The following is a 22755-nucleotide window of genomic DNA, read 5'->3' as shown; positions in this document are numbered from 1 at the left end:
GGACGGCCCGCTCGGAGGTCGTGTCGGTGAGCGCGATCATGGACAGGGGTGAGCGCCGGACCGGCGGCACGCTGCCCCACGAACGGTGGCCGGGCCACGCGGGCCCGGAACAGCGGGTGGGCGCGCCACCTCAGGGGACGATGTTGTCGACGTAGCCGCCGTCGACGCGCAGCGCGCCGCCCGTGGTGGCCGAGGCGTACTCGGAGCTGAGGTAGACGACCATGTTGGCGATCTCCTCGGGCTCGATCAGGCGCTCGACCAGCGAGTTGGGCCGGTGCCGGCGCATGAACTCGACCTGCGCCCGCTCCCAGGGCAGCTCGTCGCCGACGAGGGCGCGGACAAACTCCTCGACCCCCTCGGTGTGGGTCGGGCCGGCGATCACCGCGTTGACCGTCACGCCGGTGCCGGCCATCGCCTTGGCGAAGCCGCGCGAGACGCCGAGCAGCGCGGTCTTCGTCACCCCGTAGTGGACCATCTCCGCCGGGATGACCACGGCCGAGTCGCTGGCCATGAACTGCACCCGACCCCAGCCCCGGTCCCGCATCCCGGGCAGGTAGTGCCGGGTCAGCCGGATGCCGGAGAGCACGTTGACCTCCCAGTACCGCTGCCAGGTCTCCTCGTCGATCTCCAGGGCCGGTTGCGGCGCGAAGATCCCGAGGTTGTTGACGAGGATGTCGACCTCGGGCAGCGCCTCGAAGACGGTGGCGGCACCCGCCGGGGTGGCGACGTCGGCGGCGATCCCGTCGATCCGTGCGTCGGGCTGCTCGGCCCGCAGCTCGGCGACGACGGACTCGACCCGCTCGGTACCCCGCCCGTTGATCATCGTGGTGGCGCCCGCCGCCGCGAGCCGGGCCGCGATCACCCGTCCGATGCCCTGGGTGGAGCCGCTGACGAACGCCGTCCTACCGGAAAGATCAATGTTCATCCGGGCAATCTACCCGTATCCCCCTGCCGTCGCAGGGAAGCGCGGTGGCGGACCGCAGGTCAGGGCGCCGCGATGCTCCCACCCCCGTCCGCGGCGGCGGCCCGCGCGGCGACCGTGCCCGGCGCCGAGTGGAGCGCGGTGGCCTCCCCCGCCTCCGGGACCAGTCGGCCGGTACGCCAGGCCACCCCGATGCCGCCCGCGAGCGCCAGCATCCCCCCGTACGTCTGCAGGGCCCCGACCAGCAGCCCGCCCACGCCCAGCAGCGGCGCGGAGGCCATCAGCAGCCCCCCGTCGGCGTAGCTGAACACCCCGGAGCGGATCACCGCCCAGCCGGCGAGCAGCCAGCCCGCGGAGTAGACGGTGCCGCCGATCAGGGCCAGGACGCGCGCGTCGACGTGGTAGACCGCGTCCCACTGCGGCAGCCCGACGAACGGCAGCATGAGCACGGTCCCACCGAGCGTGACCAGCAGCCCGGCCGCCGCGATCCCTCGGCTGCGCGAGGTGATCAGCAGACCGGCCAGGGCGAGCAGCGCCATCAGCCCGAGCCATACCGCCAGCATCCAGCCGAACAGCAGGATCGGGTTCGCGCGGGGCGCGAAGGGCCGGACCCCGACGTCCGGCCCGAAGAGCGTCACCAGGGCGAGCAGGGCACCGTAGGTGGGCAGCAGCCAGACCGCGCCGCGCGCGAACCGGCGCAGCGAGAACGCCCAGCTCGCGTCGCTGGCCGGCAGCGCCGCCGGCTTCTCCACGACGAACGGGAGCAGGCCGAAGCCGCCGGTCCGGGGTCGGGCCGCCGGGGTCGGGTACTCGGTCGCCGGCCCGGTACCGGCCGCCCGTGGGGGATCCGTGGGGTGCTGGGTCATCTCCGTCACTCACCTCGCTCCGCTCAGGGCGATGCCGTCGGGGGATGGCCCCGCACGGCGACGCTCCCCAAGGCGATCGTGACAGCTAGCCCCCCGCGATCTAGGGCATATCGTCGTTAGTTGATCTCTAATCGCGTGGATTTGCCCTAGATCGGCGAGCGTCGCCCAGCAGGCTCGCCGGCGGTACCGGCTCGGGGGCGGGCAACTGCTGCGGCACCGTACCGCCGGGCGCGGTCTGCACCTCGGCCGCGCGTACCTCGTCGTTGATCTCCTGGGCCGCCGCGGCGGCGACCCGCGCCGCCTCGGCGGCCTCCCGCTCCACCGCGCTCGCGTCCGCGGACGCCTGGGCCGACGGGGCGTCCCCGACCATCTGGCTCAGGCCGCCCAGCGCGCCGCCCATCCCCTCCAGGGCCTTGGTCAGCTCGGCCGGCACGATCCAGACCTTGCTCGCCTGGCCGTTGGCGATCTGCGGCAACGCCTGGAGGTACTGGTAGGCGAGCACCTTCTGGCTCGGGTTGGCCTGGTGGATCGCGTCGAAGACGGTACGGATCGCCTTGGCCTGCCCCTCGGCCTGGAGGATGCGGGCCTGCCGGTCGCCGTCGGCGCGCAGCACCGCCGCCTGCTTCTCGCCCTCGGCGGTGAGGATCTGCGCCTGCTTGAGCCCCTCGGCGTTGAGAATCGCGGCCCGGCGGTCCCGCTCGGCGCGCATCTGCTTCTCCATCGAGTCGCGGATGCTCGGCGGCGGCTCGATCGCCTTGATCTCGACCCGGGTCACCTTGATCCCCCAGCGCCCGGTGGTCTCGTCGAGTACGCCCGACAGGTGCCGGTTGATCTCCTCGCGGCTGGTCAGCGCGCGCTCCAGGTCGAGCGAGCCGATCACGTTGCGCAGCGTGGTGACCGTGAGCTGCTCAATCGCCCTGAGGAAGTCGGCGATCTCGTACGTGGCCCGGACCGCGTCGACGACCTTGAAGTAGAGCACCGTGTCGATCTGGACGACCAGGTTGTCCGAGGTGATCACGGGCTGCGGCTTGAAGGTGACCACCTGCTCGCGCATGTCGACCTTCTCGCGCACCGCGTCGATGAACGGCACCAGCAGGTTGAGCCCCGGCCTGAGGGTCCGCTTGTACTTGCCGAGCCGCTCCACCACGTCCTGCCGCTGCTGCGGCACGATCCGGACGGCGCGGGCCAGCGTTATCACCGTCAGCAGGGCCACGGCGCCGACCAGCACCGCCAGCGCTACCTCCATACGACTCACCCCTTCGATTCGGGTATCTCGTCCGGCGAGCCGGGTAGTTCGTCGGGTGGCCTGAGCGGTTCGTCGAGCCGTTGCCGGGGCGGTTCGTCGAGCCGTTGCCGGGGCGCGAACTCGTCCCGCCAGACGAGCGCGGTCACACCCCGGACCTCGATCACCCGTACCCGCTCGCCGGGGGCGAGGACCTGGGTCGCGTCGTACGCCCGGGCCCGCCAGATCTCACCGTCGATCTTGACGACGCCGCCGTGGGCGTCGACCCGTTCCAGCACGAGCGCGCCGGCACCCGGGAGAGCGTCGGCCCCGAACGGGCTCGCCGCCTCCCCCGCCTGGTCGCCGAGCTGCCGCTGAATGATCGGCCGGACCACGACCACGGAGAGCGCCGAGACGCCCGCGAAGACCAGCGCCTGCGCCCAGACCGGCGCGCCGAGCGCCGCCGTGGCCGCGGCGGCGAAGGCGCCGACCGCGAACATGACGAGGAACAGCGTCGTCGTGAAGATCTCCGCGACCGCCAGCACGACGCCCAGCACCACCCACAGCAGGGGCTCCACCCCTCGATCGTGGCACGCTGGCGCACGCGCCGCGAGCGCCGTACCGCAACGAAGATCATCATCCTGCGTAAGATCACCGCATGTCGCTCTCCGCGGAGACCGCCCGAAGGATCCAGGACCTCGTCGCCGAAACGCAGCTCGCCGGCCGGGCGCCCGCCCTGGTGGCCGGCGTCGTCCGGGACGGCACGCTGGCCGCGTTCGCCGCCGCCGGCGAAGAGCCGGTCTCCGACCCCGACACCCAGTACCGGATCGGCTCGATCACCAAGACCATGACCGCGGTACTGGTGCTCCAGCTCCGCGACGCCGGCCGGCTCGCCCTCGACGACCCGCTGGAGCGGCACCTGCCCGGTACGCCCGTCGGCTCGGTGACGCTGCGCCAGCTCCTCGGCCACGCCAGCGGGCTGCAACGGGAACCCGAGGGCGAATGGTGGGAACGCTCGACCGGTGGCGACGTGACCGCGCTGCTGGCCGGGCTGACCCCGGAGAAGCTCGCCTACCCGCCGCACCACACGTACCACTACTCCAACCTGGCGTACGGGCTGCTCGGGGCGGTGCTGGAGCGGGTCGCCGGCCGGCCGTGGTGGGAGCTGCTCCGGGCCCGCCTGCTCGAACCGCTCGGCATGACCCGCACCACGTACCAGGCGCAGGAGCCGTTCGCCCGGGCCTACCTGGTGCACCCCTGGCACGGCACCCTGCACGAGGAGCCGCGTACCGACACCGGCGCGATGGCGCCGGCCGGGCAGCTCTGGTCCACCGCCGCCGACCTGGCCCGCTGGGCGGCGTTCCTCGCGGACCCGGACCCGGCCCTGCTCGCCCCCGCGACGCTGGCCGAGATGTGCGCCCCGGTGGTGATGAGCGACCTCGACTCCTGGACCAGCGGACACGGCCTCGGGCTGGAGCTGTTCCGGGTCGGCGAGCGGGTCTGCGTCGGCCACGGCGGTTCGATGCCCGGGTACGTCGCCACGCTCGCCGTGCACCGGGCGTCGCGCACCGGGGTGGTCGCCTACGCCAACGCGTACGGGCTGCGCACCGGGAGCATCGGCGCGCTCGGTACCCGGCTGCTGTCCACGGTGCTCGACGCGGAGCCGGCCCCGGCCCCGGCGGGGTGGCGGCCGACCGCGGCGACGCCCCCGGCCGAGGTGGCGGAGCTGACCGGCCGCTGGTGGTGGATGGCCCGGGAGTACGAGGCCGGCTGGGACGCCACGACGAAGGAGCTGGTGATCACCGTACTCCGGCCGGCCGGGGCGGCGCCGTGGCGCTTCGTACCGGAGGGTCCGGACCGCTGGCGGGGCCGCTCCGGCATGAACGACGGCGAGATCCTGGCGGTACGCCGGGACGCGGCGGGCCGGGTCGAGGCGCTGGACATCGCCACCTTCGTCTTCACCCGCGACCCGGAAACCTACCTCACCCGTTGACCCGACCCGACTCGTCGATCTAGGGCAAATCTGGGTGATTAGAGATCAAACAACGGGGATTTGCCCTAGATCGACGAGGAGGGCGGGGGTGGTGGTTCGGTGACGAAGTCGATCAACCGCTCGATGGCGTTGATCAGCGGGGTCTCCACGTCGTGGTAGCTGTTCACCCGGGAGAGGATGCGCCGCCACAGCTCGGCCGGCTCGGCCACCCCGAGCGCGGCGCAGACGCCCTCCTTCCACGGGCGCCCCGGCGGCACCACCGGCCACGCGTCGATGCCGACCGCCGCCGGCTTCACCGCCTGCCACACATCCACGTACGGATGCCCGGTGACCAGCACGTGCGCCGAGGTGACCGCCGAGACGATCCGGCTCTCCTTCGATCCCGGCACCAGGTGGTCCACCAGCACGCCGAGCCGCCGCCCCGGCCCCGGCCCGAAGGCGCGTACCTCGGCCGCCAGCGCGTCGATGCCGTCCAGCGGTTCCACCACCACGCCCTCGATGCGCAGGTCGTCACCCCAGATCCGCTCGACCAGGGCGGCGTCGTGCACGCCCTCGACCCAGATCCGGCTCGCCTTCGCCACCTGGGCGCGTACCCCGTCCACGGCGATCGAGCCCGACGCGGTACGCCGTCGCGGCGCCGGGGCCGCGGCACCGGGCGCCGGCCGGCGCAGCGTCACCGGCCGGCCGTCGAGCAGGAAGGCCGCCGGCAGCATCGGGAAGTTGCGCCGCCGCCCGTGCCGGTCCTCCAGCGTCACGGCGCCGGACTCGAAGCCGACCACCGCGCCACAGAAGCCCGAGTCCGCGTCCTCGACCACGAGATCCGGCTCGGCCGGCACCTCGGGCACCACCTTGCGCCGGCGCCAGTCACCGGCGAGCACGTCGTCGGCGTATCTCCTCCCCATGCTCGCGACCGTAGCCCGAGGCGGGCTCGCGGTGGGGCAGACGCGCCGCTGCGGCGTCGAGACAGCACAGCGGGGACCACGTACCCTTGCCTGCATGTCCCCCGCAACGGACGCGGCGACGCTCGCCACGCGCCGCTCGAGCCGCTTCGTGGCCTGGGTCCGCGCCTGGCGGGCCGGGCTGGTCCCCTACGACGAGGTCGCCGGCGAGGTCGCGGGCGACGAGGAGCACCTCGTCGCCGACGCCCCCGGGACCTGGACCGACGTACCGCTGGGCAACGCCCTCGCGGCGCTCTCCAAGCTCTCCCCCGACGAGATCCGGCTCGTGCTGCCCGCCCCCGGCGACCCGCGCGGCCTGCCCGGGCCCGGGCCGTTCACCGGCGCGGCGCTGACCGCCGGGGAGGGCGTCATCGCCCGCGACCTGGGCCTGGTTCCGGAGGTACGGACACACACCTCGGGTTCGGGCGTGACCTTCGAGACGGTGCTCTGGCGGGTCTACCCGCTGCCCGCCGCCCCCACCGCCGCCGGGGCGGGCGAGCCGAGCGCCGCCGAGGCCGAGGCCGAACTCGCCGCCGCCCTCGCCGAGGCGACCGCCACGCTGACCCGGCTCGACATCGCCCAGTGGCGGCCCGAACTCGCCGGGGCGCTGGCCGCGCTGCGCCGCCCCGACGGCGCCACCGACCTGCCGCCCGGCTTCGACCCCCGGTCCCGCCGGCTCTTCGCCCGCGCCAGCGTGCTGGACCGGGTCCTGGCGCTGGCCGGGCAGGCCGCGCCGGGCGGGGCGGTCAACGGCTACGAGGCGCAGCAGCGCGACGCCGCGCTGCGCCCGCTCACCACCGCCTGCCGACGGGCCCTGGTCGCCGCCTGCAACGCGCCGCTGGCCGGCTGACTCCCACCCCGCCGGCCGGCGCCACCGGCCGCCTCAGATCTCGTCGATCAGGTCGGCCACGGAGTCGACGATCCGCGACGGCCGGTACGGGTACCGCTCGGCCTCGGTACGGGTGCTGATGCCGGTGAGCACCAGGATCGTCTCCAGCCCGGCCTCCAGCCCGCAGAGGATGTCGGTGTCCATCCGGTCACCGATCATGGCGGTGGTCTCGGAGTGCGCGTTGATCGTGTTGAGCGCCGAACGCATCATCATCGGGTTGGGCTTGCCGACGAAGTAGGGCTCGACCCCGGTCGCCTTCGAGATCATGGCGGCCACCGAGCCGGCCGCCGGCAGCGCGCCCTCGATCGACGGGCCGGTCGCGTCCGGGTTCGTACAGATGAACCGGGCCCCGTCGTCGATCAGGCGGACCGCCTTGGTGATCGCCTCGAAGCTGTAGGTCCGGGTCTCGCCGAGCACCACGTAGTCGGGCGAGAAGTCGGTCAGCACGTAGCCGACCGCGTGCATCGCGGTCGTCAGCCCCGCCTCACCGATCACGTACGCGGTGCCGCCCGGCCGCTGGTCGGCCAGGAACTGGGCGGTGGCCAGCGCCGCCGTCCAGATCGACTCCTCGGGTACTTCGAACCCCATCCGGGTCAGCCGGGCCTGGAGATCCCGGGGCGTGTAGATCGAGTTGTTGGTGAGCACCAGGAAGGGCTTGCCCGAGGCGCGCAGGCGGTTGACGAACTCCGGTGCCCCGGGCACCGGTTGGCCCTCGTGTACCAGCACGCCGTCCATGTCGGTCAGCCAGCTCTCGACCGGCTTGCGCTCGCTCATACCACCTGCTCGCTTCGCTGCTCGGGGGGGGTCGGGGACCGGCGCGCCGCCGAGCGGGTGCCGACAACGGTCGCCCGCCCGGGCGGACCCGGTCGCCCGCTTCCGGGGGTCGGGTAGTGGCTCAGGGGCGCCGGGCCGGCGGCGCGCAGCAGCCGGTCGAGCAGGCGTCCCAGACCGGGAGCGTACCGAGCCGCCGGCGCGGCGCGGTCCCCGGTGGGTCCCGCCGCTCGGCGACCAGCTCACGGACCATCGCCACGAACCGGGGGTCGGTGCCCGGGGTGCCGGCCCGGACGAAGTCGAGCCCGAGCTGCTTCGCCGTCTCGGCGGCCTCGTTGTCCAGGTCCCAGACCACCTCCAGGTGGTCGGAGACGAAGCCGATCGGGCTGACCACCACGGAGGTGATTCCCTCGCCCGGCAGCGTCCTGAGATGGTCGTTGACGTCCGGCTCCAGCCACGGCACGTGCGGCGGGCCGGACCGGCTCTGCCACACCAGGTCGTACCGCAGGTCCGGGGCGGCCGCGGCGGCGACCAGGCGGGCCGTCTCCCGCAGCTGCGCCTCGTACCGGCCGCCCTCCGGGCCGGCCGTGGCCGCCATCGAGGTGGGGATCGAGTGCGCCGTGAAGACCAGCCGGGTGGTCTCCCGCCGGGCCGGGCTCAGGGTGGCCAGCGCGGCGCGTACCGCGTCGGCGTGCGGCTCGACGAAGCCCGGGTGGTCCCAGAACTGGCGCAGCTTCTCGATCACCGGGGCGTCCGGTCCGACGGCGGCGCGGGCCGCGGCGATGTCCTCCAGGTACTGCCGGCAGGACGAGTACCCGCCGTACGCGCTGGTGACGAAGGCGAGGGCGTGCCGGATGCCGTCGTCGCGCATCTGCGCCACCGTGTCGGCGAGCATCGGATGCCAGTTCCGGTTGCCCCAGTAGACGGGCAGGTCGACGCCGTGGGCCGCGAAGTCGGCGCGGATCGCGGCGAGCAGGTCACGGCACTGCTGGTTGATCGGCGAGACGCCGCCGAAGTGCTGGTAGTGCTCGGCCACCTCGGCCAGCCGTTCGGGCGGTACCCCCCGGCCGCGGGTGACGTTGGCGAGGAAGGGCAGGACGTCCTCGGGCCGCTCCGGACCGCCGAACGAGACCAGCAGAACAGCGTCGTACACCATGCGTCCTATTGTTCCGCGCCCCGCCGGCCGGTCGTCGACTGGGCCCGACGCGGGACGGCAAGATCGGCAGAACACGACCTAACCCGGCACCGGCGCCGGAAGGCCCCTTTCCCGCCGGCCGCGCCGTCGGGAAAGGGTCCTGCGCACACCGCCGGGTCGGTCCGCCCGGCCGGGCGGCTACGCGCCGAGGGCGTGGTAGCCGCCGTCGACGTGCACGACCTCGCCGGTCGTCGCCGGGAACCAGTCGGAGAGCAGCGCCAGTACGGCCCGGGCGGCCGGCTCCTGGTCGGTCAGGTCCCAGCCCAGCGGCGCCCGCTCGGCCCAGGCGTTCTCGAACTGCTCGAAGCCGGGGATCGACTTGGCGGCCATCGTCCGCAGCGGCCCGGCCGAGACGAGGTTGCTGCGGATGCCCTTGCGGCCGAGGTGCAGGGCCAGGTAGCGGGAGGCCGACTCCAGCCCGGCCTTGGCGACGCCCATCCAGTCGTAGACCGGCCACGCCTTGGTCGCGTCGAAGGTGAGCCCCACCACGGAGCCGCCCGGGCCCATCAGCGGCAGCGCCGCGACCGCGAGCGACTTGTAGGAGTACGTCGAGACGTGCACCGCCGTGGCCACGTCCTCCCAGGGCGCGTCCAGGAAGCCGCCGCCCAGGCAGCTCTGCGGGGCGAAGCCGATCGAGTGCACCACCCCGTCCAGCCCGTCGACGTGCTCGCGGACCCGGTCGGCGAGCCCCGCCAGGTGCTCGCTGTTGGTCACGTCCAGCTCGATGACGGGCGCCGGCTCCGGCAGCCGCTTGGCGATCCGCTCGACCAGCGACAGGCGGCCGAAGCCGGTCAGCACCACCTGCGCGCCGTTCTCCTGGGCGAGCTTCGCCACCGAGAACGCGATCGACTGGTCGGTGATGATCCCGGTGACGAGCAGCCGCTTTCCGGCCAGCAGTCCAGACACGTACGAACCCTCCGTAACTCTCAGTGACCCGGCGCGCCGGACCTCAGTGACCCATGCCCATGCCGCCGTCGACCGGAATGACGGCGCCCGAGATGTACCCGGCGGCGTCGCCGGCCAGCCAGGTGATCACGGACGCGACCTCGTCCGGGTTGGCCATCCGCCCCGCGGGGATGGCCTTGAGGATCTCGGCCTTGCGCTCGTCGGTGAGGACCGCGGTCATGTCGGTGTCGATGAACCCGGGCGCGACCACGTTCGCGGTGATGTTGCGGCCGCCCAGCTCGCGGGTGATGGAGCGGGCGATGCCGACCAGGCCGGCCTTGCTGGCGGCGTAGTTGACCTGACCGGGGCCGCCGTAGAGGCCGACCACCGAGGAGACGAAGATCATGCGGCCCCAGCGGGCGCGCAGCATCTTGGCGCTGGCCCGGCGCGCGCAGCGGAAGGCACCGGTGAGGTTGGTGTCCACGACCCGGGTGAACTGCTCCTCGGACATGCGCAGCAGCAGCGTGTCGTCGGTGATGCCGGCGTTGGCGACCAGCACCTCGACCGGCCCAAGCTCGGCCTCGACCGCCGAGAACGCCGCGTCCACGGCGGCGCTGTCGGTGATGTCACACTCGACCCCGAACAGCTCCGGCGGCGCGCCGCTGCCCCGGTGGGTCACCGCCACCCGGTCGCCCTGCTTCGCGAACGCCTGGGCGATAGCCAGACCGATGCCCCGGTTACCACCGGTCACCAGCACAGTTCGAGCCACCGGCTCCTCCTTCGTTCCCGCCTCCGGCACGGATGCCGGTCCGTCCACCGGCCGGATCACCGGCCGCCCCCCGCACCGACCTGGGCGGACGGTGCGGGTTGGAGACTAGGCGTTACCGGCAGGTAAGCGCTAACGCGGTACCTGGCGTGATACCGGGGTACGACCCGGGGAATCATCCCACGGCGTTACGCCGCCGGCCCGCATGGCACGTACCGTGCCGGGGATGGAACGGCGCACCGGAATGGTCGGACTCACCCTGCGGGACCTGTGGCGATTGCTCGTCGGTCCCGACTATCCGCCCGCGGCGGTGACCCCGCCGGCCTGGTGGCGGCGCTGGCGCGGCTTCCTGGTACCGGCGCTGCTGCTCGGCCTGTTCGGGCTGGCCGTCGCCGCGGCGCAGTACCTGCACGACACCCGTCACCTGCCCCAGGGCCCGGCCTTCCTGCTCGGCCTCGGCAGCGTCCTGCCGGCCGCGCTGGTGCCGCGCCGCCCGCTGCTCGCCTGGCGGATCGCGTACCCGCTGCTCTTCCTCGGCGCCATCGACCGGAGCGCGCAGGAGGCGTTCCCCTGGAACCCGGTGCAGATCGTCGGCTACCTCTTCCTGCTCCTCGTGCTCGCCCTGCGGGTCGACACCCCGATCACCGCCTGGGTGGGGCTGCTCAGCCTGATCCCGCCGTACCTGATCGGCGGCAACCTCCCCAACGCGTACGGGATCACCGTGCTCGTGACGGTCCTGCTGGTCCTCGGCGACCAGGTGCGGCGGCGGCGGCAGACCCAGCGGGCGCTCGCTGAGCAGGCCGAGCGCAGCGAGCTGGAGCAGGCGCGCCGGGCCGTGCTGGAGGAGCGCACCCGCATCGCCCGGGAGATGCACGACGTGGTGGCCCACCACATGTCGATGATCGCGGTGCAGGCGGAGACGGCCCCGTACCGGCTCGACGCGCTGCCGGAGCCGGCGCGGGCCGAGTTCACCGCGATCGCCGGCTCGGCCCGGGTCGCGCTGACCGACATGCGGCGGCTGCTCGGCGTGCTGCGCAGCGAGTCCGCCGCCGCCGAGAGGGCGCCGCAACCGGGCCTGGCGGACGTGCCGGCGCTGGTCGAGTCGGCCCGCCGGGCCGGCATGACCGTCGCGCTGGAGCACGAGCCGACCCCGTCGACCGGCGATATGGTCGAGCCGCCCGAGGCGGTCGGGCTGGCCGCGTACCGGATCGTGCAGGAGGCGCTGGCCAACGCCGCCCGGCACGCCCCGGGCCAGCCGGTACGGGTGACGCTGCGCCCCGGCCCGGCGGAGCTGGCGATACGCGTCGAGAATGGCGGCGGTCCGCCGGCCGGCGGAGCGGCCATGCCGGGCGAGCCCACCGGGGCCGGGCACGGGCTGATCGGGATGCGCGAGCGCGCCCGGCTGCTCGGCGGTACGTTCTCCGCCGGAGCCGACGGGGAGGGTTTCGTGGTCACGGCGTGCCTGCCGTATCGCGACCCGGGCGGCGGGGACCGACGAGGCCCGGGGGACGAGGACCGACGAGGCCCGGAGGACGGAGACAAATGATCAAGGTGCTGATCGCCGACGACCAGGCGATGGTGCGGCAGGGCTTCGGCGCGCTGCTGGCGGCCCAGCCCGACCTGCTGGTGGTCGGCGACGCCGCCGACGGCGCGGAGGCGGTCGCCGCCACTCGCCGGCTGGACCCGGACGTGGTGCTGATGGACGTACGGATGCCCGTGCTGGACGGCCTGGCCGCCACCCGCCAACTGCTCGCCGGGCGGCCCGAGGGGCAGCGCCCCCGAGTGTTGATCCTCACCACCTTCGACCTCGACGACTACGTCTACGAGGCGCTGCGCGCCGGCGCCAGCGGCTTCCTGCTCAAGGACGCCCCCGCCGCCGACCTGGTGCAAGCGGTACGGGTGGTCGCCGCCGGCGACGCGCTGCTCGCGCCGGCCGTGACCCGCCGGCTGATCGCCCAGTTCGCGGCGCGACCCGCCCCCGACCGGCCCCGCCCCACCTCGCTGGCCGGGCTGACCGCGCGCGAGACCGAGGTGCTGCGACTGATCGCCCGCGGGCGCTCCAACGGCGAGATCGCCGCCGAGCTGTTCGTCGCCGAGCAGACCGTCAAGACCCACGTGGGTCGGATCCTCGCCAAGCTCCAACTGCGGGACCGGGCCCAGGCGGTGGTCGTCGCGTACGAGTCCGGTCTGGTCGCCGCGGGCGAGTAGCCCGGGCTGCCGTGGAGTAGCTCCCCCGCCGGGGAGTAGCTCTCCGGTACGGGGTCGGGAACGGCTCCCTGGCGGGATGATCGCCGGCCGCCCGCCGCCGCACTCTTCGGATCGTCATGGCGACGACCGGAGGGAGATCTGGCATGGACCGGCGACTGCCCGTACGCGGCGTGGTGGCGGTGCTCCTCGGACTGGGGGTACTGGCACCGCCGCCGGTGCTCCGGGCCGCCCCACCCGCCGGCGGTGTGCCGAGCGGCTTCGTCGAGCGGTACCCGGCGGTGGCGACCGCGATGCGGGCGGCCGGCCCCCCGTACGCCGGATGGGCCGCGACCGGGCGCACCTTCCTCGCCTTCGACGCCACCGGCGACGGTACGGCCACCGAGGTGCTCGGCGACCTGGCCGGCGCGGACCGGATCGCGGTGCTGGTGCCGGGGGTGGACGCCCGGCTGGCCGACTTCGACCGGGGGCTGGGCGGGGTGGCCCGGCGGGCACCGGCCGTCCAGGCCCGCGCGCTCTACGCCCGGCTGCGCGCCGACGATCCGGGTGCCCGGGTGGCCGTGCTCGCCTGGCTCGGCTACGACCCGCCCGAGGGGCTGGGACCAGCGGCGGCGCGCGAGACGCGCGCCCGCGACGGCGCCGACGCCCTGGTGGCGCTGGTACGGCTGCTCGCCGCGCACCGCCCGGCCGCGCGGATCACCCTGGTCGGGCACAGCTACGGGGCGCTGGTGGTCGGGCTGGCCGCGCACCGCCTGCCGGTACAGGTCACCGACCTGGTCACGCTCGGCGGCGTGGGCATGGGCGTCGACCGGGCGTCCGAACTGCACACCGACGCCACGGTCTGGGCCGCGCAGGCGCCGGACGACTGGATCCGGCGGGTACCGCAGGTGCGCCTGCTCGGCCTCGGGCACGGCGTGCGCCCGGCGACTCCCGCGTTCGGCGCGCGACCGCTGCCCGTCGACGGCGTGGCCGGCCACGACGCCTACCTGACGCCCGGCACGGGCACGCTGCGGGCGCTGTCGTGGGTGGTGCTCGGCCCGCCGGCCGACCCCGCTTCCCGCTCGACCGCCCCGGCTGACCCGGCTCGCCCGGCCGACCCGGTTGGCCCGGCGGACCCGGTTGGCCCGGCCGACCCGGTTGGCCCGGCGGACTCCGCTGGCACGGCCGGCGCGGCGGTGCTGGCTGGTTCGGCGGTGGCCCGGTGAGCCGGGACCGGGCCGTCGACGGCCTGCGGGCGTACGCGATCTGCGCCGTGGTGCTCGGGCACTGGCTGGTGACCGGCCTGGTGCTGGCCCCGGACGGCGCGCTGCACCAGGCCAGCCCGCTGACCGCGATGCCGGCGCTGGCCCCGGCCACCTGGCTGTTGCAGGCCCTCGGCCTCTTCTTCTTCACCGGCGGCTACGCCTCGGCCCGGTCGCTGGCGTCCGCGACGGCGCGGGGCGTCGGCCACCGGGCCTGGTCGGGCCGGCGACTCGGCCGTCTCGCCCGCTCCGCGGCCGTACTGCTCGCCATGGCCGGCGCGGCGGTACCGGTCGCGTTCGTCGCCGGCGTCCCCACGCCGACGCTGCGTACCGCCGCCACGCTGGCGGTCAGTCCCCTGTGGTTCCTGCTGCCGTTCGTGGCGCTGGTGGCGCTGACCGGACCGCTGCGCCGGGTGGTCGAGCGCGGTGGCACGGTGCCGCTGCTGCTCGGCGCCGCCGGCTGCGTCGCCGTGGCGGACCTCGCCGTACGGGAGCCGGCCGTCGGCGGCGTACCGCCCACCGCGTACGTGCCGCTGGCCGTGCTCGCCGCCTGGCTGGTGCCGTACCTGCTGGGCGTGGCGCTGGCCGCCGGCCGCCTCGGGTCCCTCCGGCGGACCGGCCGGGCGTTGCTGGTGGTCGGCGCCGTCGGGATCGCCGGGCTGGTGCTGCTGGGCGGCTATCCGGCCAGCGCGGTCGGGGTACCGGGGGCGGGCCGGTCGAACCTCAACCCGCCGTCGCTCTTCGCGGTCTGCCTCGCCGTGGCGCAGGTCGGCGCGGCGCTGCTGCTGCGACCGGCCCTGTCCCGCCTGCTCGACCGTCCCCGCTGGTGGCGCCCGGTCGCCGCGCTCAACCGGCACGCGGTCCGCGTCTACCTCTGCCACCAGCCGGTGCTCGTCGGGGTCACCGCCCTCGGCGCGCTCGCGGTGCGGCGGGCCGGCGGGACCGGACTACCGGGGCTGCACTCGCTCCCCGACGGTCCCGGCTGGATACCGGCCCGGCTCGCCTGGCTGCCGCTGCTCGCCGCCACCCTGGCGGTACTGGTCGCCCGCGCCCGGCCACCGGCCCGCGCGACGGATCACGCGACACCCCCGGCTGATCACGCGATCCCCGCAACGGCTCACGCGGCCGACGCGACGGACCGGGCCACCCCCGCGACGGCTCCCGGCCGGGGCCAGGCCACCCCCGCGACGGCTTCCGCCCGGAGTCAGACGACCCCCGCGACGGCTCCCGCCCGGAGTCAGGCGGCCACGCCGCCGTCGAGCACCAGGTCGGTACCGACCGCGAACGCCGCCTCGGGCGAGGCCAGGTAGAGCACCGCGGCGGTCACCTCGTCGAGGCCGCCGACCCGGCCGATGGGTACCTGGGTGGCCAACCGGGCCGCCCGGTCCTCGGGCGTCTCCCCCGGCCGCAGCGACATCGGCGTGTCGACCGCGCCGGGGCTGACGCTGTTGATGCGGATCCCGTCCCCGATGTGGTCCAGCGCCGCGTTCCGGGTCAGCGCGCTCACGGCCGCCTTCGTCGCCACGTACGCCCCGATGCCCGGGCGGCGCCGGTGCGCGCCGAGGTTCGAGGAGATGTTGACGATGACCCCGCCGCCGTTGGCGCGCATCCAGCCGATCTCGTACCGCATCGAGAACAGCAGTCCGGTGAGGTTGACCGCGACCAGCCGCTCCCACTCCTGGGCGTCCACGTCGCCCACGGGTCCGGTGGCGGTGAAGATGCCCGCGGCGTTGACGGCCACGTCGAGGCCGCCGTGGTGGTCGACGGTCCGCGCGACCAGCCGTTCCAGGTCATCGGGGCGGGTGACGTCCGTCGGTACCGCGAGCGCCCGTCCCCCGGCCGCCTCGACGAGCCGGACGGTCTCGTCGAGCGGTGCGCCGCTACGGCCGGCCACCGCGACGGCGGCGCCCTCCCTGGCCAACGCGCGGGCGACGGCCCGGCCGATGCCGGTACCGCCGCCCGTGACCAGGGCGACCTTGCCGGCGAATCGTGCGGTCATGCGAGCCTCTCTCTCCGTTGCCCGTCTATTCCAGATCGTTCGTTCTACTATTCGCCCGGAACCTCCCCGCGATCCCGGCGGCACCCCCGCCGAACGGCCGCCACGGTCGGCGGGTCGGCGGGCCGGCGGGTCGGCGGGTCGGCGGGTCGGCGGGTCGGCGGGGTCAGTCCAGCAGCGCCATGGCCTGGGCGACGGCGTCGGGCAGCCGGCCGGTGGCGTCGGGCACCTTGCCGACCACGCGGATGCCCTGCAGGAGTACGAGCAGCAGCCGGGCCAGCCCGCGGGCGTCCCGCCGCCGGTCGAGCTCCCCCTGCGCCTGCGCCCGCAGCAGCGCCCCGGTCAGGGCGGTTTCCAGGTGGTCCCAGCTCGCCACCACCCGCCGCCCCGCCTGCGGATCGTGGGCGGCCAGCTCGACCGAGGCGTTGACCAGGAAGCAGCCCCGCCGGCCCTGCGGCGCGGCGGCCTCGCGGGCGTACCGCTCCAGCAGCGACCGGACCGCCGGCAGCACCGGTCCCGGGCGCGAGAGCTCCCGCAGCAACTGCGGATCGACGGTCTCCACGTAGCGGTCCAGGGCCCGCAGGTAGAGGTCCCGCTTGCCGCCGAAGGTGGCGTAGAGGCTGGCCCGGGCGACGCCGAGGCGTTCCACCAGGTCCGCCATCGAGGTCGCCTCGTAGCCCCGCTCCCAGAACAGCTCCAGGGCCGCGCGCAACGCGACGTCGGGATCGAACTCCTTGGTCCTGGCCACGCCCGAAGCCTAGCCCTATCCAGAATGATCGGTCAAAAAAGCGGCACCGTATCGGAGATATAACCCAAAAATGCTGATTGTCCGACAAGTAAGACTCTGCTCGCTAAGCTCGGTTTCGCACCGGCCCGGTCCGCGAGCACGGGGACGCGTTCCGCCTCACCCGGCCGCCACCGCGAGGCGAGCGGCAACGCGCGCCCGGCCGGGCGCCGACCCCTCCGGCCCCGACCAATTCCGCCGCCATCCGGCGGAGCTACCGACTGCACCGGAGGTGAGGCGTCGTGACCCAGGCGAAGCGTCCCGTCGCCGCCCGGCCCGGTCCGACCCGCGGCGCGGCCACCCCGGCCGGCACGCGCCGGGCCCCCGTGAAGGGATCCGCGAAGGGATCCACGAAGGGTCCCGCCCAGGGATCCACGCAGGGACCCGCGAAGGGATCCGGCGGGCGGGCGAGGCCGGGCGGTGTGACCACGGCGGCCCCCGGCGGCGACCTGGCCTTTTCCAACGGCAACGTGGTCGAGGTACGACCCAGCGGCCCGCTCTTCCGGCGGTACGGGCACAGCCGCCGCACCCACCCGTCCACCTTCCTGCGTACGCTGCGCCCGCGCGACTGGGCCGTGGTCGTCGGTATCGCCGCGGGCTGGCTCGTCGCCTTCGCCGCGTTCTGGCTCTGGTGGTGGCGCCCCGAGCACCGCGCCGGCTGGCCGGGTCTGGTGACGGCGAGCGTGCTCATGCTGTACCTGACCGGCCTGCCCGGTCACCACCTGCGCGCCGTGCTGCGGATGCGGCACGTCAACCCCGCGATCGAAGCGCTCCGCCTGCGGATCGCCTTCCTGGTGACCCGCGCGGCCACCGAGCCTTGGCCGATGGCGCGCCGCACCCTGAAGGCCATGCTCGACCAGCGAATCTCCCAGCCGTACGACGTCTGGCTCTGCGACGAGTCGCCCTCCCCCGAGATCCTCCGCTGGTGCGGACGCAACGGCGTACGCGTGTCGAGCCGGCGGGGCGTGCCCGACTACCACCGGGACGGCTGGCCCCGGCGGGCCGGCTGCAAGGAGGGGAACCTCGCCTACTTCTACGACCACTGGGGCTACCGGGACTACGACGTCGTCGCCCAGCTCGACTGCGACCACGTGCCGTACCCGACCTACCTCGCCGCGGTGGTCCGTCCCTTCGCCGACCCCGCCATCGGATACGTGGCCGCCCCGGACGTCTGCGACGCGAACACCACCAACTCCTGGGTGGCCCGGGGCCGGCTGCACCGGGAGGCACCTCGGCAGGGGCCGGTCCAGCTCGGACACAACCAGGACTGCGCGCCGCTGGCCGCCGGCTCGCACCACGCCGTACGGACGCGGGCCCTGCGCGACATCGGCGGGCCGGGGCCGGAGCGGGTCGAGGCGGTGGCGACCACCTTCCTGCTCAGCTCGGCCGGCTGGCGCGGCGCGTACGCCGTCGAGGCGGAGGCGCACGGCGACGGGCCGCTCACCGTCACGGACATGGCGGTACAGGAGTTCCAGCGGGCCCGGGACCGCACCGGCCTGCTCCTCACGCTCGCCCCGGCGCACCTCGGCCGCTTCGGCACCGGACTGCGGCTGCGCTTCGCGGTCCTGCTCGGCCAGCACCCGCTGCTCGTCGCGCTCGCCGTCGCGCTCCTCGCCGGCCCCGCGCTGGCCGCCCTCACCGGCCGGCCCTGGGTCGACGTCGACGGCCGAGAACTCGCGGTGCACCTGCTGGCCGTCGCGCTGTGGCTGCCGCCGCTGCGGCTCTACCTGCGCCACGTGGGCCTGCTCCGCCCCGCGTACGCACCGGTGCTGAGCTGGGAGGCTGTCCTGTACGCGCTGGTGCGCTGGCCGTGGGTCGCCGCCGGGGTGCTCTCGGCGGCGGTACGCGCGCCGCGGACGGGCCGCGTGACGGTGACCCCGAAGTACCGCACCGGCCGGGAGCCGCTCCCGGTCCGGCTCGTCGCGCCGTACCTGGCGATCACCGTGCTCCTCGCGACCGCGGCGCTCGTCGGCGAGCTAAAAACCGGGGCGACCGGCTCCGCCCTGCTCTGCCTGCTGGGCGCCGCCGCCTACGGGGCCGCCGGGCTGGCGGTGCCGCTGCTGTACATCGCCGAGGCGGCGCGGGCCCGGCGGGTACGCTTCGCCGACGCGCTCGACACCGCGCGGACGCCGCTGCTGCTCGGCGCGTTCGCGCTGCTCCTCCCCCTCGCCGCCGCCCTCGCCGCCCTCGTGGCGCTGGCGTGATCCCGCGCTCGCGGGCGGCGGGGCCGGCGGGGCTTCGGTCGGGACGCGACGCGACCGCCGCCGCGCCTGCCGGGGTCGGATGGGCGACTGCGCGAGTGGCCGTGCGGGGGTGTACGATGGCACGCGTTTGAGACCGGGCCGGCCTTGGGGAGGTGATCGCTGTGCGAGATAGCGATCCTCCTAGTCGTGGCCGGGCCCAACGTCAGTTCCGCTGAGCCGCGACTCAGTCAGGTGAGCTGACCCAGTCTCGCTCCCGTCGCATGACCGCCGACCCCGGCCGACACCGGGCAGAGCGGCCCGTGTCGCCCCGCCGGCCAGCCCGGCGCGGCCCGTACGGTGAGCACCCCGGTCACGAGTTCGTGTGCGCGTCCTGCCCTTCCCCAGATCCGCCGGGCCCTGCCGTGGTACCGCCGGATCGGACCGAACCTGCCGCCACGGAGCCGTCGATGAGCCGTTACGTCGCACCCCTGGGTTTCACCCTCGCCGCCGCCTGGGTCGCCGTCCTCTTCGTCCTGCTCAGCGGATCTCGTTGAGCCGGCCGCCCGCCGCGCTTCGTCCCCGTACCGCAGCCCGTACCGCCGCCGCGTCCCGTCCCGCCGCCGTCGCCCCGCCACGGCCGGGCGGGCCCGGCGGCGTGCCGCCGCCGGGCCCGACGAGCCTGGCCGCTACGGCAGCCGGGACGTCCACAGCAGACTCATGGCGCCCGCGCAGAGCGCGAACAGCAGCGCGATCCCGGCGTACCACTGGGTGATCTCACGGGACTCGGTGCGGAACCCGATCGAGCTGCCCATGTCCTGGTAGACCTGCTTCAGCTCGGCCACCGAGGCCGCCTCGTAGAAGAAGCCCTGCGTCGCCTCGGCGAGCTGGGCCAGGGCCAGCCGGTCGACCGGCACCCGCTGCACCTGCCCGCCGATCTCGACCTGCCCCGCGTCGGTACCGAAGGCGATCGTCGAGACCGGCACGTTGGCCGCCTGCGCCGCGGCCGACGCCTCCTCCACCGAGCGCCCCGACGTCCGGTAGCCGTCGGAGAGCAGCACGATGCGCGCGGGCGGGATGCCCGAGGCGCCGTCGGCCGGCACCGACCGGATCGCCTCCAGGGAGGTGAAGACCGCCTCCCCCGTCGCCGTCGCCTCGGCCAGCACCAGCCCGTCGATCGCCTGGACCACCGCCGCGCGGTCCTTCGTCGGCGGTACCAGCACGTTGGCCGACTTGGCGAACGAGACCAACCCCAGGTTGTAGGTCTGCGGCAGCTCGCCGACGAACTGCTTGGCCGCCTCCTGGGCCGCCTCCAGCCGGTTCGGCGCGACGTCGTCGGCCTGCATCGAGAGCGAGACGTCGATGGCGAGCATGATCGTGGCGCGCTCCAGCGGCTGCTTGGTGTCGATCGCCGGCCGGGCCAGCCCGGTCGCCAGCGCCACCAGGCTGAGCAGGAAGGCGCCCGCCGCCGCGTGCCGGCGCCAGCCGAGGCCCTTCGGCGCGAGCGTACGGAGCAGCTCCACGTTGGTGAAGCGCAGCGCGTACGACCGGCGGTGCAGCTGCCGCCAGACGTACGCCCCGGCGATCGCGAGCACCGGCAGCAGCGCCAGCAGCCACCACGGTTGCAGAAAACGGATCATCGTGTCGTCCCCCGGGTACGTGCGTGCCGCTGCCCGGCGACGAATCGCACCATGTCCAGCAGCCAGTCGGAGTCGGTACGCAGGCGCAGGTGCGCGGCACCGGCGGCCCGCAGCTCGTACGCGATGGCCGCCCGCTGCGCCGAGGCGGCCTCGGCGTACCGGCGGCGCAGCCGCGGATCGGCGGTCTGCACCTCGTGCAGCTCACCGGTTTCGGGGTCGACCAGCGCGAGCACCCCCACGTCGGGCAGCTCCAGCTCGCGCGGATCGACCACCTCGATCGCCAGTACGTCGTGCCGCACGCCCAGCTTGCGGATCGGGCGGCCCCACTGCTCCGGCGGCGCGAGGAAATCGGAGATCACGACGGCCACGCCCCGGCGGCGGGGCGGCCGGTTGAGCATGTCGATCAGCGCCCCGAGGTCGGTGCGCCCGGGGCGGATCTCGACGCCGGCGATGCTGCGCAACAGCACCTGCGCCTCCTTGCGCCCCGGCCGGGCCGGCAGCCGCAGCATGGTGCCGCCCGCGACCGGCCCGCCCCGCCCGGCGGCGCCGCCCGGAACGGCGGCGCCGCCCGCGACGCCCGTGCCGCCCGTGCCGCCGCTGCCGACCACGGCGCCGATCCGATTGCCGCCGCGTACCGTCAGGTGCGCGATGGCCGCCGCGGCGGCGATCACCAGGTCCCGCTTGAGCCACCGGCCGGTGCCGAAGTCGAGGCTCGCCGACAGGTCCACCGCCAGCCAGGTCTCCAACTCCCGGTCGGCGACCGTACGCCGCACGTGCGGCACCGTGGTGCGCGCCGTGACCGGCCAGTCCATCCGCCGCACGTCGTCGCCCGGGCGGTACTCGCGCGACTCCCCCGCCTCGCTGCCCGGCCCGGGCAGCAGGCCGACGTAGTCGCCCTGGAGCAGCCCGTCGAGCTTGCGGGTGACCAGGAGCTGCAACCGGGAGAGCACCGCCTCGGGGCGGCCCGACGTGGCGTCGGTCGAGGTCACGGCATCCGCCCGGGCCAGCCGGGCGCGGACTGCGGGGCCGCCGAGACCGGCGCGACCGGCGCCGCGTTCTGCCGGGGCGCGACGGTGGGCAGCGGGATCGTCGACATCACCCGGCCGACGATGTGGTCGGCCGGCACGTCGTCGGCGAGCGCGTCGTAGCTGAGCACCAGCCGGTGCCGCAGGATGTCCGGCGCGATGTCCTGCACGTCCTGCGGCAGCGCGTAGTCCCGCCCGCGCATCAGCGCCAGCGCCCGGGTGGCCCGGACGATGCCGAGCGAGGCGCGCGGGCTCGCGCCGTACTGGATGAGCTGGGCCACGTCGGGCATGCCGTGCTCGGCCGGCGACCGGGTCGCCAGAACCAGCCGTACCGCGTAGTCGACGAGGGCGTTGTGCACGAAGACCTGGTCGGCCTTGCGCTGCAGGGCGATCAGCTCGGCGGGGCTGAAGACCGGTACGGGCTCCGGCGGGGTCACTCCCATCCGGTAGACGATCTCCCGCTCCTCGGCGTCGGTCGGGTAGCCCACCACGATCTTCATGAGGAAGCGGTCCCGCTGCGCCTCCGGCAGCGGGTAGACGCCCTCCTGCTCGATCGGGTTCTGGGTCGCCATCACGAGGAAGGGGTTCGGTACCCGGTGGGTCTGGCCGCCGATCGACACCTGCTGCTCGGACATGACCTCCAGCAGCGCCGACTGCACCTTCGCCGGGGCGCGGTTGATCTCGTCGGCGAGGAGGAAGTTCACGAAGACCGGGCCGAGTTCGACGTCGAACTTCTCGCTCGCCGGACGGTAGATCCGGGTACCGACGATGTCCGCCGGCACCAGGTCCGGGGTGAACTGCACCCGGGCGAAGGTACCGCCGACGACCCTGGCGAGGGTCTCCACGGCGAGGGTCTTCGCCACGCCGGGCACCCCCTCCAGCAGGCAGTGGCCCCGGGCGAGCAGGGCGACGAACATCCGCTCCACCATCCGGTCCTGGCCCACGATCACCCGCTTGACCTCGAACAACGCGCGTTCGAGCAACGTGGCGTCTTCGGCCGGGGTGGTGCCACCCCCCGCCGGGACGGGGTCGGCGGCGGGGGCGCCGCCGGCGGCGTCGGTCGGGGTCGGGGCGTCGGGCGTGGTCGGCTGGGCCACCGGTCCTCCACAGCGTTATCGGATGAGTCGACGAGGTACCGCCGCACCAAGCCTCGCATGCCTGGCTGAAAGGCCGAGCGGCCGGAACCGGAATTCTGCCGTGGACGGGTCCCGAGTAGCGAAACGGCGCACACGGGTAG

General features: G+C 74.6%; 20 protein-coding genes and 1 pseudogene. 7 read left to right on the top strand and 14 right to left on the bottom strand.

Annotated elements, in window-relative coordinates; genetic code table 11:
• Nucleotides 1–130 precede the first annotated feature (130 nt).
• The 4 genes and pseudogenes from AB0J86_RS14415 to AB0J86_RS14400 form a co-directional block, all read right to left on the bottom strand.
• Nucleotides 131–925, bottom strand: coding sequence for an SDR family oxidoreductase (locus AB0J86_RS14415; protein WP_363857034.1), 795 nt, complete (start codon nucleotides 923–925; stop codon nucleotides 131–133).
• A 59-nt stretch (nucleotides 926–984) separates the two neighbouring features.
• The gene (locus AB0J86_RS14410; RefSeq protein WP_363857032.1) at nucleotides 985–1788 is read right to left on the bottom strand and encodes a hypothetical protein; all 804 of its coding nucleotides are present in this window, start codon (nucleotides 1786–1788) and stop codon (nucleotides 985–987) included.
• 127 nt (nucleotides 1789–1915) lie between these two features.
• A complete protein-coding gene (locus AB0J86_RS14405) occupies nucleotides 1916–3034 on the bottom strand; it encodes an SPFH domain-containing protein (RefSeq protein WP_363857030.1) in 1119 nt (372 codons plus the stop codon).
• A 119-nt stretch (nucleotides 3035–3153) separates the two neighbouring features.
• Nucleotides 3154–3588, bottom strand: a pseudogene (locus tag AB0J86_RS14400) (NfeD family protein); the annotation flags it as partial.
• 80 nt (nucleotides 3589–3668) lie between these two features.
• Between AB0J86_RS14400 and AB0J86_RS14395 the strand changes: the two are divergent.
• The gene (locus tag AB0J86_RS14395; RefSeq protein WP_363857028.1) at nucleotides 3669–5003 is read left to right on the top strand and encodes a serine hydrolase domain-containing protein; all 1335 of its coding nucleotides are present in this window, start codon (nucleotides 3669–3671) and stop codon (nucleotides 5001–5003) included.
• Nucleotides 5004–5068: 65 nt separating this feature from the next.
• Here AB0J86_RS14395 and AB0J86_RS14390 read toward each other — a convergent pair whose 3' ends face one another.
• A complete protein-coding gene (locus tag AB0J86_RS14390) occupies nucleotides 5069–5905 on the bottom strand; it encodes a DUF3097 domain-containing protein (RefSeq protein WP_363857026.1) in 837 nt (278 codons plus the stop codon).
• Nucleotides 5906–5999: 94 nt separating this feature from the next.
• Between AB0J86_RS14390 and AB0J86_RS14385 the strand changes: the two genes are divergently transcribed.
• The gene (locus AB0J86_RS14385) at nucleotides 6000–6791 is read left to right on the top strand and encodes a hypothetical protein (RefSeq protein WP_363857024.1); all 792 of its coding nucleotides are present in this window, start codon (nucleotides 6000–6002) and stop codon (nucleotides 6789–6791) included.
• Between the two features lie 33 nt (nucleotides 6792–6824).
• Here the strand turns inward: AB0J86_RS14385 and AB0J86_RS14380 are convergent, their stop codons facing one another.
• The 4 genes from AB0J86_RS14380 to fabG form a co-directional block, all read right to left on the bottom strand.
• On the bottom strand, nucleotides 6825–7604 hold the full coding sequence (locus tag AB0J86_RS14380) for an HAD-IIA family hydrolase (protein WP_363857022.1): 780 nt from the start codon (nucleotides 7602–7604) through the stop codon (nucleotides 6825–6827).
• 121 nt (nucleotides 7605–7725) lie between these two features.
• On the bottom strand, nucleotides 7726–8757 hold the full coding sequence (locus tag AB0J86_RS14375) for a ferrochelatase (RefSeq protein ID WP_363857020.1): 1032 nt from the start codon (nucleotides 8755–8757) through the stop codon (nucleotides 7726–7728).
• Nucleotides 8758–8934: 177 nt separating this feature from the next.
• A complete protein-coding gene (gene fabI / locus AB0J86_RS14370; protein ID WP_363857019.1) occupies nucleotides 8935–9702 on the bottom strand; it encodes an enoyl-ACP reductase FabI in 768 nt (255 codons plus the stop codon).
• A 43-nt stretch (nucleotides 9703–9745) separates the two neighbouring features.
• Nucleotides 9746–10450 (bottom strand): 3-oxoacyl-ACP reductase FabG, encoded by a 705-nt coding sequence (fabG, locus tag AB0J86_RS14365; RefSeq protein WP_363857017.1) that lies wholly within the window; start codon nucleotides 10448–10450, stop codon nucleotides 9746–9748.
• 223 nt (nucleotides 10451–10673) lie between these two features.
• On the opposite strand from fabG, the gene AB0J86_RS14360 reads away from it, so the two are divergent.
• From AB0J86_RS14360 to AB0J86_RS14345, 4 genes are all read left to right on the top strand, one after another.
• Nucleotides 10674–11993: a histidine kinase gene (locus AB0J86_RS14360; RefSeq protein WP_363857015.1), complete on the top strand. Its 1320-nt coding sequence runs from the start codon at nucleotides 10674–10676 to the stop codon at nucleotides 11991–11993.
• The gene (locus AB0J86_RS14355) at nucleotides 11990–12655 is read left to right on the top strand and encodes a response regulator transcription factor (protein WP_363857014.1); all 666 of its coding nucleotides are present in this window, start codon (nucleotides 11990–11992) and stop codon (nucleotides 12653–12655) included. The genes AB0J86_RS14360 and AB0J86_RS14355 overlap by 4 nt, the downstream gene beginning before the upstream one ends.
• Before the next feature lie 143 nt (nucleotides 12656–12798).
• Nucleotides 12799–13857, top strand: a complete 1059-nt coding sequence (locus AB0J86_RS14350) for an alpha/beta hydrolase (RefSeq protein WP_363857012.1) — start codon at nucleotides 12799–12801, stop codon at nucleotides 13855–13857.
• Entirely contained in the window at nucleotides 13854–15203 is a 1350-nt protein-coding gene (locus AB0J86_RS14345) for an acyltransferase family protein (RefSeq protein ID WP_363857010.1), read from the top strand. Before AB0J86_RS14350 ends, AB0J86_RS14345 begins: the two co-directional genes overlap by 4 nt.
• On the opposite strand, the gene AB0J86_RS14340 is transcribed toward AB0J86_RS14345, so the two are convergent.
• Both AB0J86_RS14340 and AB0J86_RS14335 read right to left on the bottom strand, forming a co-directional pair.
• Nucleotides 15131–15892, bottom strand: a complete 762-nt coding sequence (locus AB0J86_RS14340; protein ID WP_363857008.1) for a glucose 1-dehydrogenase — start codon at nucleotides 15890–15892, stop codon at nucleotides 15131–15133. The two genes, AB0J86_RS14345 and AB0J86_RS14340, sit on opposite strands and share 73 nt — an antisense overlap.
• Before the next feature lie 163 nt (nucleotides 15893–16055).
• Nucleotides 16056–16637 carry a helix-turn-helix domain-containing protein gene (locus AB0J86_RS14335; protein ID WP_363857007.1) on the bottom strand — a complete coding sequence of 194 codons (582 nt, stop codon included), beginning with the start codon at nucleotides 16635–16637 and terminating at the stop codon, nucleotides 16056–16058.
• A 458-nt stretch (nucleotides 16638–17095) separates the two neighbouring features.
• Between AB0J86_RS14335 and AB0J86_RS14330 the strand changes: the two genes are divergently transcribed.
• Nucleotides 17096–18877 (top strand): hypothetical protein, encoded by a 1782-nt coding sequence (locus tag AB0J86_RS14330; RefSeq protein WP_363857005.1) that lies wholly within the window; start codon nucleotides 17096–17098, stop codon nucleotides 18875–18877.
• A 665-nt stretch (nucleotides 18878–19542) separates the two neighbouring features.
• On the opposite strand, the gene AB0J86_RS14325 is transcribed toward AB0J86_RS14330, so the two are convergent.
• From AB0J86_RS14325 to AB0J86_RS14315, 3 genes are read right to left on the bottom strand one after another with little or no spacing between them, the layout of a single operon-like run.
• Nucleotides 19543–20493, bottom strand: coding sequence for a VWA domain-containing protein (locus AB0J86_RS14325; protein WP_363857003.1), 951 nt, complete (start codon nucleotides 20491–20493; stop codon nucleotides 19543–19545).
• A complete protein-coding gene (locus AB0J86_RS14320; protein ID WP_363857142.1) occupies nucleotides 20490–21500 on the bottom strand; it encodes a DUF58 domain-containing protein in 1011 nt (336 codons plus the stop codon). The genes AB0J86_RS14325 and AB0J86_RS14320 overlap by 4 nt, the downstream gene beginning before the upstream one ends.
• On the bottom strand, nucleotides 21479–22615 hold the full coding sequence (locus AB0J86_RS14315) for a MoxR family ATPase (protein ID WP_363857001.1): 1137 nt from the start codon (nucleotides 22613–22615) through the stop codon (nucleotides 21479–21481). The genes AB0J86_RS14320 and AB0J86_RS14315 overlap by 22 nt, the downstream gene beginning before the upstream one ends.
• Between the last annotated feature and the right edge of the window lie 140 nt (nucleotides 22616–22755).

It is taken from the genome of Micromonospora sp. NPDC049559 (assembly GCF_040676675.1).
GTDB lineage: Bacteria > Actinomycetota > Actinomycetes > Mycobacteriales > Micromonosporaceae > JBFAPK01.
The sequence above is the reverse complement of the archived record's forward strand: the minus strand, read 5'-3'. Positions and strand labels throughout refer to the sequence as shown.

Excerpts from the sequence above, each read along its gene's own strand:
- AB0J86_RS14415 (WP_363857034.1), bottom strand. The coding sequence starts at position 925 with ATGAACATTGATCTTTCCGGTAGGACGGCGTTCGTCAGCGGCTCCACC.
- AB0J86_RS14410 (WP_363857032.1), bottom strand. The coding sequence starts at position 1,788 with ATGACCCAGCACCCCACGGATCCCCCACGGGCGGCCGGTACCGGGCCG.
- AB0J86_RS14405 (WP_363857030.1), bottom strand. The coding sequence starts at position 3,034 with ATGGAGGTAGCGCTGGCGGTGCTGGTCGGCGCCGTGGCCCTGCTGACG.
- AB0J86_RS14395 (WP_363857028.1), top strand. The coding sequence starts at position 3,669 with ATGTCGCTCTCCGCGGAGACCGCCCGAAGGATCCAGGACCTCGTCGCC.
- AB0J86_RS14390 (WP_363857026.1), bottom strand. The coding sequence starts at position 5,905 with ATGGGGAGGAGATACGCCGACGACGTGCTCGCCGGTGACTGGCGCCGG.
- AB0J86_RS14385 (WP_363857024.1), top strand. The coding sequence starts at position 6,000 with ATGTCCCCCGCAACGGACGCGGCGACGCTCGCCACGCGCCGCTCGAGC.
- AB0J86_RS14380 (WP_363857022.1), bottom strand. The coding sequence starts at position 7,604 with ATGAGCGAGCGCAAGCCGGTCGAGAGCTGGCTGACCGACATGGACGGC.
- AB0J86_RS14375 (WP_363857020.1), bottom strand. The coding sequence starts at position 8,757 with ATGGTGTACGACGCTGTTCTGCTGGTCTCGTTCGGCGGTCCGGAGCGG.
- AB0J86_RS14360 (WP_363857015.1), top strand. The coding sequence starts at position 10,674 with ATGGAACGGCGCACCGGAATGGTCGGACTCACCCTGCGGGACCTGTGG.
- AB0J86_RS14355 (WP_363857014.1), top strand. The coding sequence starts at position 11,990 with ATGATCAAGGTGCTGATCGCCGACGACCAGGCGATGGTGCGGCAGGGC.
- AB0J86_RS14350 (WP_363857012.1), top strand. The coding sequence starts at position 12,799 with ATGGACCGGCGACTGCCCGTACGCGGCGTGGTGGCGGTGCTCCTCGGA.
- AB0J86_RS14340 (WP_363857008.1), bottom strand. The coding sequence starts at position 15,892 with ATGACCGCACGATTCGCCGGCAAGGTCGCCCTGGTCACGGGCGGCGGT.
- AB0J86_RS14325 (WP_363857003.1), bottom strand. The coding sequence starts at position 20,493 with ATGATCCGTTTTCTGCAACCGTGGTGGCTGCTGGCGCTGCTGCCGGTG.